The 9,137-nt window shown below is 65.5% G+C and carries 10 protein-coding genes and 1 pseudogene; 8 read left to right on the forward strand and 3 right to left on the reverse strand.

Annotated features, from left to right (window positions below; all coding sequences use genetic code 11):
- From VGH54_RS26960 to VGH54_RS26970, 3 genes are all read left to right on the forward strand, one after another.
- The coding region (locus tag VGH54_RS26960; protein ID WP_331515193.1) for an aldehyde dehydrogenase family protein at positions 1-685 on the forward strand (685 nt) is incomplete at its 5' end.
- A 16-nt stretch (positions 686-701) separates the two neighbouring features.
- Positions 702-1,850 carry an NDMA-dependent alcohol dehydrogenase gene (locus VGH54_RS26965; RefSeq protein ID WP_331515194.1) on the forward strand — a complete coding sequence of 383 codons (1,149 nt, stop codon included), beginning with the start codon at positions 702-704 and terminating at the stop codon, positions 1,848-1,850.
- Between the two features lie 19 nt (positions 1,851-1,869).
- Positions 1,870-2,682: an SDR family oxidoreductase gene (locus tag VGH54_RS26970; RefSeq protein WP_331515201.1), complete on the forward strand. Its 813-nt coding sequence runs from the start codon at positions 1,870-1,872 to the stop codon at positions 2,680-2,682.
- A 23-nt stretch (positions 2,683-2,705) separates the two neighbouring features.
- Here VGH54_RS26970 and VGH54_RS26975 read toward each other — a convergent pair whose 3' ends face one another.
- Positions 2,706-3,788, reverse strand: a complete 1,083-nt coding sequence (locus tag VGH54_RS26975; RefSeq protein WP_331515195.1) for a Gfo/Idh/MocA family oxidoreductase — start codon at positions 3,786-3,788, stop codon at positions 2,706-2,708.
- Positions 3,789-3,931: 143 nt separating this feature from the next.
- Between VGH54_RS26975 and VGH54_RS26980 the strand changes: the two genes are divergently transcribed.
- From VGH54_RS26980 to VGH54_RS27000, 5 genes are read left to right on the forward strand one after another with little or no spacing between them, the layout of a single operon-like run.
- Positions 3,932-5,206: a cytochrome P450 gene (locus tag VGH54_RS26980; RefSeq protein ID WP_331515196.1), complete on the forward strand. Its 1,275-nt coding sequence runs from the start codon at positions 3,932-3,934 to the stop codon at positions 5,204-5,206.
- Positions 5,203-6,006 carry an enoyl-CoA hydratase/isomerase family protein gene (locus tag VGH54_RS26985; protein WP_331515197.1) on the forward strand — a complete coding sequence of 268 codons (804 nt, stop codon included), beginning with the start codon at positions 5,203-5,205 and terminating at the stop codon, positions 6,004-6,006. The genes VGH54_RS26980 and VGH54_RS26985 overlap by 4 nt, the downstream gene beginning before the upstream one ends.
- A complete protein-coding gene (locus VGH54_RS26990; RefSeq protein WP_331515198.1) occupies positions 6,000-6,434 on the forward strand; it encodes a Zn-ribbon domain-containing OB-fold protein in 435 nt (144 codons plus the stop codon). Before VGH54_RS26985 ends, VGH54_RS26990 begins: the two co-directional genes overlap by 7 nt.
- A complete protein-coding gene (locus VGH54_RS26995) occupies positions 6,431-7,354 on the forward strand; it encodes an SDR family NAD(P)-dependent oxidoreductase (protein ID WP_331515199.1) in 924 nt (307 codons plus the stop codon). Before VGH54_RS26990 ends, VGH54_RS26995 begins: the two co-directional genes overlap by 4 nt.
- Before the next feature lie 5 nt (positions 7,355-7,359).
- Complete coding sequence (locus tag VGH54_RS27000) at positions 7,360-7,941, forward strand: nuclear transport factor 2 family protein (protein WP_331515200.1); 582 nt, start codon at positions 7,360-7,362, stop codon at positions 7,939-7,941.
- A 3-nt stretch (positions 7,942-7,944) separates the two neighbouring features.
- On the opposite strand, the gene VGH54_RS27005 is transcribed toward VGH54_RS27000, so the two are convergent.
- Both VGH54_RS27005 and VGH54_RS27010 read right to left on the reverse strand, forming a co-directional pair.
- Positions 7,945-8,130 carry a hypothetical protein gene (locus tag VGH54_RS27005; protein ID WP_331515202.1) on the reverse strand — a complete coding sequence of 62 codons (186 nt, stop codon included), beginning with the start codon at positions 8,128-8,130 and terminating at the stop codon, positions 7,945-7,947.
- Between the two features lie 88 nt (positions 8,131-8,218).
- Positions 8,219-9,041 (reverse strand): annotated as a pseudogene (locus tag VGH54_RS27010) (NAD(P)-dependent oxidoreductase).
- Positions 9,042-9,137 lie beyond the last annotated feature (96 nt).

Raw genomic sequence — 9,137 nt, forward strand, 5'->3', positions numbered from 1 at the left:
AGGCAAGTCGCCTGCCATCGTGCTGCCCGACGCGCCCCTCGAGGCGACGGTGGCAGGCCTCGTCGCTGGCGTGATGGGCAACAACGGTCAGCTGTGCGCCGCGTTGACTCGCATCCTGTTGCCACACAGTCGCTACGCCGAATTCGTAACCGCGCTGACCGCTGCGGTCGCCGGGCTGACCGTCGGAGACCCCGCTGACCGCGCCACCGACGTCGGCCCGGTCATCAACGAGGCCGCGCGCGACAGGATCGAGAGGTTCCTGCGGCGCGCCGTGGACGACGGCGCCACGGTGTTGACCGGCGGCGAAAGACCGAGCGGCCCAGGATGGTTCGTGGCTCCCACGCTTATCGAGGCGACCAACGACATGGAGATCGCCCGCGAAGAGGTCTTCGGTCCGGTCGCGGTCGTCATCGCCTACGACGACACCGGCCCCGACGCAGCCGCCGACGCAGTGGCCATCGCCAACGACTCCCGCTACGGGCTCGTCGGCGCGGTGTGGTCTGCCGACGAGGAACACGCCGCAGCGGTGGCGGCCCGGCTGCTGGTCGGTTCGGTGGCCGTCAACTCGACCGCCGTGCTCGACTTCGCCAGCCCGTTCGGCGGCTTCAAGCAGTCCGGCATCGGCCGCGAGGGGGGCCCCGAGGGCATCGCCGGGTTCGTCGAACATCAAGCCATCATTCGTTGAGCCGGAAGGGATTCCAGTGCAGACCCAAGCAGCGATCCTGTTCGAACGCAACACACCCTGGTCCATCGAGACGATCGAGCTCGATGCGCCGAAGACGACCGAGGTACTGGTCGAGTTGCACGCCTCGGGCATGTGCCACTCCGACGACCACCTCGTCACCGGCGACATGCCGATCCGACTGCCCTGCATCGGCGGGCACGAGGGCGCCGGCGTAGTCAAGTCCGTCGGTGAACACGTGTCGTGGCTGTCGCCGGGCGACCACGTGGTGTTCAGCTTCATCCCGTCGTGCGGCCGCTGTCCCTCATGCTCGACGGGACATCAAAGCCTGTGCGACCTCGGCGCAAAGATCTACTCGGGCATGCAGATTCACGACGGAACCGCCCGCCACCACCTCGGTGGCGACGACCTCGCGCTGGCCTGCGGCGTCGGTTCGTTCGCACACCACACCGTGGTGCACGAGGCAAGCTGCGTGAAGATCCCGGATCACTATCGTCTCGACCTAGCCTGCCTTCTCGGCTGCGGCTTCATCACCGGTTGGGGATCATCTGTCTATGCGGCCGAGGTCCGGCCGGGCGACACGGTCGCCATTGCCGGGGTCGGCGGCATAGGCGCCGCGGCGGTGCAGGGCGCTCGGCTGGCGGGTGCCCGCACGATCACCGTCATCGACCCGTCGGAGTACAAGCGGGCCGAAGCGGTGAAAATGGGAGCCACTCACACCGCGGCAGACTGGGATGAGGCCAAAGACGTTGTCGCCGAGGCTACCTGGAACCGCGGCGTGGACAAGTTCATCTGCGCTATGGGAGTCGGTGACGGCCAACTGGTCGGCCGCGCGCTGGCCATGACCGCCAAGCGGGGCCGGTTGGTGGTCACCAACATCCACCCGATGCTGGAACGGGAGATCCGGGCCAACCTGATGGACCTCACCCTGACCGAAAAGCAGATCATCGGAACCCTCTACGGCTCGGGCAATCCCCGTGCCGACATCCCGAAGATCCTCGAGCTGTACAGCGCCGGTCAGGTGGACCTCGAATCCATGGTGACCCGCACCTACCCCCTGGAGAAAGTCAACGACGGCTACGCCGACATGCACGCCGGCGCCAATATCCGTGGCGTACTGATCTACCCGCCCGCCGAGGAACGGGTTTCCGGAGAAGCTCGTGATTAGCAGACGTCTGGCAGGCAAGGTGGCGCTTGTCACCGGCGCAGCCAGGGGACGGGGTCGAAGCCACGCGCTGATTTTGGCGCGGGAAGGCGCGGACGTCATGTTGGTGGATCTCTGCGACAACATCCCTTCGTGTGACTATCCCCTCGCCACTAGCGAAGACCTCGACCGCACCGCTTGCATGATCGAGAAGCTCGACCGAAGGGCGGCGGTGTATCGCTGCGATGTCTGCGATCGAACCGAAATGGAGGTTGCCGTCGACACCGCGGTGCGGCAGCTCGGCGCACTCGACGTCGTCGTCGCCAACGCCGCCATCGCCCCGACCCATCCGGAAGCCCCGATCGCGGCCTTCATCGACACCTTCGACGTCGACTTTATCGGCGTGGTAAACACTTTCAGCGCCGCGATGCCGCGATTGAGCGAAGGTGCGTCTCTCATCGCTTCTGGTCCCACCTCGTCAACGCCAGGACCTCGTCACGATTGGCCGCAGGGACTCGGTGGGGCGGCGTATGAACTCGCTCAGTCGATGGTCTCCCAGTACGTGCAGGTGCTAGCTAAACAGCTTGCGCCACAGGGTATCCGGGTGAATACCGTCAGCGGTTCGGAGAACGGCAACGACCTGGGCCGGGCCGGACGGCTGCATCGGCCCGTCATGCTCGACGTGGATCACAGAGGCGATTGCGCCGGCACGGCAACGCTTTCGACCATGTCATGGCCTGCTACGACCTGGGCTGACACGGACGCATCGGCAGCGGTGGCGTTCTTGGCGGCGGACGAGTCGCGAGCGATAACCGGCCGGCACGTGACGGTTGACGCCGGCCTGTTCCTCAACTAACCCCACGATCGGCGCGACGCAGCTCAAACCTGCACCTGCTCCCAGCCGCCCCCTTCTGACGAACGATGCGCCGCGTCGATCACCGCGAGCGACAGCAACCCGTCCTCGAAGGTGGCCGCGCCGCTCGGGCCGCCATCGAACGCGGAAAGCCAGTCCTGCAGCATCAGCGCCATCGCCCGGCTGGCGTGACCAGCCAGTCCCCCGGGCAACCGTTCGGGGTGCGCGGGCTCGCGTTCATCGACCGTCAGGGGACTCAATCCCGCATCGGTGGCGGCGCCGAGACTATATGCCGCGGAACGCAAGTCGCCGTCGCCGATGATCGTGCCGTCTGACCCGAACAATTCGAGGCGGTAATGATCCGCGTGGGCGCCCATCACCGAGAGGCTCAAAATGACGGTCACCCCGGACTCCATCCGCATCAGCAGCGCCGCGGTGTCGTCGGCGGTGACGGGCAGAGTCCCGCCGTCGGGCAGTTCGCGGACGGGGTCGCTGGTGCGGACCTCCGCGCACACCGACATCGGGCGGCCCAACAGGCTGCATAAGAAGTCCAGGTCGTGCACCAGCATGCCGGCCAGATAGCCGCCGCCCTGCGCGCGGTCGTACATCCAATGTGCCTGCAGCGGATGACTCGGATGCCAGTAGGACGCGCTGCGGCTGACCCGCGCAAGGTACTGCGAGCCGAGGAAGCCCGAGCGCACCCGGTCCGCGACGGCCAACCAGTCGGGGTTCCACCGGTTCTCGAAGCAACAGGCAGTGGGCAGTTTGGCGTCGGTCGCGGCACGCACCATGTGGCGGGCGGCCTCGAGGTCACCCGCCAGCGGCTTCTCGCACAACACGGGCTTACCCGCCGCCAATGCGGCGATCGTCATCTCGTGGTGCAGCACGGTGGGAGTCGCGACCGAGATGACGTCGAGGTCGTCGCGGGTAACGAACGACTGCCAATCGGTGGAGGTCTGTTCGATGCCCAGTTTGGTCGCCACACGTTTTAGCCGATCGGGTGTACGCGCACAGAGCGCGACGGGCTCGAAGCCCTTCGCCGCCCGGAAACCGGGCACCTGCACATGCGCGCCCCAACCGACGCCGATGATGCCTACCCGTAAGGTCATGCGCTCTCCTCTGTCCATTCAGCGGCAGTGACACTGATGTTAGATAACTCGTGCGTCCGAGGTGGAAATATTGGGCTGTTGCCCTATCTGATCGAGCACCCCGGCATTGCCTATAAGTGACATGGGTGCCAGAATCGGGTGCTGTGAGCGCAATCGACACCGATGAGCAGCAGTTCGCACCGCTGATCGATCTGCGGTGGTGGCAGGAGCGTCCAGCTGACCGGAGCGAGCTCTACCGGCGCCTTCGCGAGGCCGGCGGCCCGGTGTTCGTCCGCACCAACCGACCCGACTCGCCGCGGCCCCGCGGATTCTGGGCGGTAGGCGCCCATCGCGACGTCGTCGACATCAGCCGCCGCCCCGCCGACTTCAGTTCCGGGCAGGGCACGCAGATCTTCGACCAGACCGCCGAGATGCGCGAGTACCGCGGCTCCATCATCGACATGGACGATCCCGAACACATGCGGCTGCGCAAGATCGTCTCGCGCGGCTTCACCCCCCGCATACTCTCCGAGCTCCGTGGCCTGGCTGAAGAGACCACCGCCGAGATCCTCGAGGAGATGCCGCGCACAGGTGAATGCGACTTCGTCTCGTCGTTCGCCACGCTGCTGCCGCTGCGCATCATCGACAACATGCTGGGCGTTTCACGCGAACACGAACAGTTCATCCTGCGGGCAACCAACATCGTGCTCGGCGCGTCGGACCCCGAGTACGTACCCGACCAGACAGTCGCGGGGATTGGGGCCGCCGTCACCGAGATCAGTGAGCAGTTGATCGACCTGCTCAAGCGAATCGCCGAGGATCGCATCGCCCATCCGCGTGATGACGTGATCAGCAAGCTGGTCACGTCCGACGAAGAAAATTTGACACCCCAAGAACTGGCGAAGTTCTTCATCCTGCTGATCGGTGCGGGCAATGAGACCACCCGCAATGCGCTGACACACGGGCTGCTCATTCTCAGCGCCCACCCCGACCAGCGCGACCGCCTGTTGGCGAACTACGACGACATGGCGCCCGCCGCGGTCGAGGAGATCCTGCGGTTCGCCAGCCCGGTGATCCACTTTCGCCGCACGGTGACTCGCGACGGCGTGACGCTGACCGACTCGCAGGGCGAGGTAACTCACACCTTCAACGCAGGCGACAAGGTCGTGGTCTGGTATCCCGCCGCAAACCGCGACCCCGCGGTCTTTGATCAGCCGGAGCACTTCGATATCGCGCGAAAACCCAACAACCACATTGCTTTCGGCGGTCCGGGACCACATTTCTGCCTGGGCGCCCACTTGGCCCGCCTGGAGCTGAACGTGGCATTCAAGATGCTCTACGCGCGCTACCCGGACGTCACCGCCGCGGGTGAACCGGTCATGCTGAGGTCGAATTTCGTCAACGGCATCAAGCACCTGAAAGCCACCTACACTCCATGAACACGCAGGCACCGATTCTGTCTGACGTCGCAGACGGCGTCATGACGATCACGTTGAACCGGCCCGAAGCGGCCAATGCGGTACGCCCCGAAGACCGTGATGCGCTCATCGCGTTATTGGCCACCGCCGATGCCGAGGAGAAGGTGCGCGTGGTGGTGTTGCGCGCCAACGGTAAGCACTTCTGCTCCGGCGCCGACGTGGGATCGCTGGCCGAACGGCGCGCCAAGGGCGAGAAGCGGGTGTTGGAGCCGACCCGGCGCATCATGAACGGCGCCCAGAAGTTGGTGGCCAGCGTGCTGGACTGCAACAAACCGGTGATCGCCGCGGTGCACGGCGCGGCGACGGGCCTGGGGGCCCACGTCGTGTACGCCTCCGACCTGGTGATCGCCACCGAAAACGCCTACTTCGCGGAGTCGTTCGTCAAGCGCGGGCTGGTCGTCGACGGTGGCGGCTGCTACCTGTTGCCTCGCCGGATCGGCATGCAGAAGGCCAAGGAGATGTCGTTCTTTGGCGAAAAGCTTTCAGCTGCTGAAGCATTCACGCTGGGACTGGTGAACCGGGTGGTCAGCGCCGCCGACTTCGACGCGACAGTCGCCGACTTCGCCGGGCGGTTGGCCGGAGCGCCGACCTCCGCGATCGCGTTCACCAAGCGGCTGCTCAACGACTCCCTCGATACCGACCGTTCCGGTGCATTCGTCGCGGAGGCGATGGCGCAGGAGATCCAGTCGTATTCGCACGACTCCACGGAGGGTGTGCAGGCGTTCGTGGAGAAACGACCGACCGAGTTCACCGGGTGGTAAGGGTGGCTCGCGCTGACATTCCGACCATCGACACGGCAAGCGCCCCCTACTGGGAGGCCGCCCGGCGGGGTCAATTGCTGATCGCCGAATGCGCGGCGTGCGGCAAGGTCCATCACTATCCGCGCCCGTTCTGCCCGTTCTGCTGGAGCGAGGACGTGCGGCCGGTGAAGGCGAGCGGAACTGGAACGCTGTACACGTATTCGACTGTCTACGTGAATGATCTGGCACCGTTCAAGGAGCGACTGCCGTATGTGGCCGCGATCGTCGAACTGGCCGAAGGCCCGCGGCTGATGACGACGATCGAAGGTGCGGACCCTGACGATCTTCGGGTCGGCATGCCGGTCACCGCAGTGTTTCGCCCAGTCGATGACGCCGATCCCGACAGCCCGTTTCTGACGGTTTTCACACCAACCGAGGAGAGCCCATGACCGGACTACTCGACGGCAAAATCGCCCTGGTGACCGGGGCCGGGCACGGCATTGGCCGCGGCCACGCGCTCGAACTGGCCAAGCACGGCGCCACCGTGATCATCAACGACCTCGGCACCAGCCTGTCCGGCGAGGGCACCGGCAAGGTAGCCGACGAAGTAGTGGCGATTATCGAAAGCCGCGGCGGCACCGCAGTTTCCGACTTCAGCGATGTCGGCGACGAGGAGCAGGTCGACCTTGCCGTGGAGCGTGCCTACTCGCAGTTGGGCCGGCTGGACATCGTCGTCAACAACGCGGGAATCGTTCGCGATAAGGCCATCTGGAACATGTCCGCCGACGATTTCGACCTGGTGATGCGGGTGCACGTCCGCGGTAGCTGGCTCACTAGCCGCGCGGTCGCCCGCAAGTGGCGCGCGGAATCGAAGGAATCCGGCGGAAAGGTCTACGGCCGCATCATCAACACCACCTCCGGCGCCGGACTGCACGGCCACTTTGGGCAGACCAATTACAGCGCCGCGAAGGCCGCGATTGTCGGCCTGACCCAGACCCTGAGCCTGGAGTTGGCGTCGATCGGAGCCACCGTGAATGCGATCAGCCCGGGTGGGCGCACCCGGATGTCGGCGTCCATGCCCGGCGCGCAGGCTCCGATCGAGCCCGACGAACGCGCCGAGGACGAGTTCGACCCCAAAGACCCGTCACTGGGTTCGCCGGTCGTTGCCTGGCTGGCCAGCCCAGAGGCAGGCCACGTCAGCGGTCAGGTGATCCGCGCGATGGGCGAACATCTTCAGCTACTCAAGGGCTGGCATCCGGCGGCGTCGGTCTCCAACGGCCAGAAGCGCTGGGATGCAGAGAAACTCGGTGCCATTATAGCCACCGACGTATTCGGCACCCGGAACACCGGCCTCCGATTGGGCGGGTAGCCGTGATGCCAAGTACTGCGGAAGTCGAGCGGGCGTTTCGGCGCTACTTCATGACCGGCCCGGTGCTCGAAGACTGGCAGGCCTGGGCCGGCCTCTTCACCGACGACGCGACCTACTTCGACCACTTCTACGGGACGTTCACCGGTCCGGCGGAAATCACCAAGTTCCTCGAGGGGACGATGGGTGCCGCACCGCAGGTCTACAGCCCGCTCGTCTGGTACGTCGTCGATGGCACGCGGGTGGCATACAAGGTGCTCAATCGAGCCGACAATCCGGAACCGGGTGCCCAGCCCATCGATTTCCCCTCGTATCAATTCATCGAGTACGCCGGCGACGGTAAGTGGCGTTCCGAGGAAGACGTCTGGCTACTGCCCGAGATGAAGCAGTTCGCGAAGCGCTACGCCGCGGCCGCCGACGCGCATCCGCAGACGTTGGAACTGCAACTGCGCCGCGAGGACTGGGGGCCATGGGTGGACTGGGCGCGCCCGGAACCGGGACACAACGCAGCCCCTTCATGGCTCGATAAGGCCGGCTTCACGCCGTTCTCCGGTATTCACGACATCGACTTCGGGGTCCGCTCCCACTGACGGTCAACCGGACCGGTACAGCCCCGACGGCACCGCCCACAGCACGAGGCAATAACTTTCGAATGCGATCCGCAATGGCATTGGCGCGCTGCGGAGTTCCTTGAAGTCCAACCCGATCAGCCTCACCTTGATCGCGGCGATCCCGAACACCACCACCACGACCGCGATCCGACGCGACACGGCACGCAGCTACCCGCCGACGTCAGTCACGCTGGTCCACGGTTTCTCGACCAGATCAGACACAACTGTTCCGCGTAGTCGACCCGTCATCAGGGAGTTACTCCGGTCGCGACTCGGCGGCGTCGAGGTCCAGCGGTCCCTCCCGCACAGCGGTGCCCAACAATCCGAGTTCCACGCCCGCCTCCGCTGCGGCATCGCGGCACGCCGCGATGTCTTTACGCAGGAACGGGCCGGCCAACTCGGCGAACCGGTCCATCCCACCGATGCGGAGCGCCTGGTCCGCCGCATGGCTCCGCGCGCTGCACACCTGCAGTGTGGACAGCAACACAGTCGACACCCACCTGGGCGCCCAGTTGCGTTGCTGCACCTAGAAGTTGAGCATTGGCAGCGAACAACAGGTTGTTGATCAGCTTCAGCGCCAAAGCGCTGCCCAGTGTGCCGGTCGCCACCACCGGGTCGGCATAAGTTGCCAGGATCAGCGTCACCGAGGCGACGGCATCGCTTTGCCCACCGATCAGCACGGTCAGCGTGCCCGCATCAATGTTCTCGACGGTGCCACTGACCGGCGCATCGAGAATGACCGGCGAAGCAGAACTATCCCGCAACGCCTCGAGGGTGGACCGTGTGCCCGTCGTGTGAGAGACGAACACGGCGCCCTGCCTCGCGTTGGCGATGAAACCATCGGGGCCGAGACCGGTTTCGCGCAACTGCGCATCGGAGAACAGGCACGAGATGAGGACGTCGCTGACGCGCGCCAGGTCGGCGACTGAATCGGCTATCACCGCGCCCTTCGGCTCTAACCGGCGCCGAATCTCCTCGCGGCGGGCATACACCACGACATCGTGGCCGGCACCGAGCAACCGCTCGACCATCGGCTCCCCGAGTTGTCCGGCGCCGAGGAATCCGACGGTGGTGGACATCACCCCCTACCCTGTCACGTCTCGCCCGATGAGCTGGCGGGCTATCACCCACTGAAGCACTTCGTTTGCGCCCTCGAATATCTCGAGAATTTTCGC

The organism is Mycobacterium sp., from assembly GCF_036488105.1.
In the GTDB taxonomy this organism is placed as follows: Bacteria; Actinomycetota; Actinomycetes; order Mycobacteriales; family Mycobacteriaceae; genus Mycobacterium.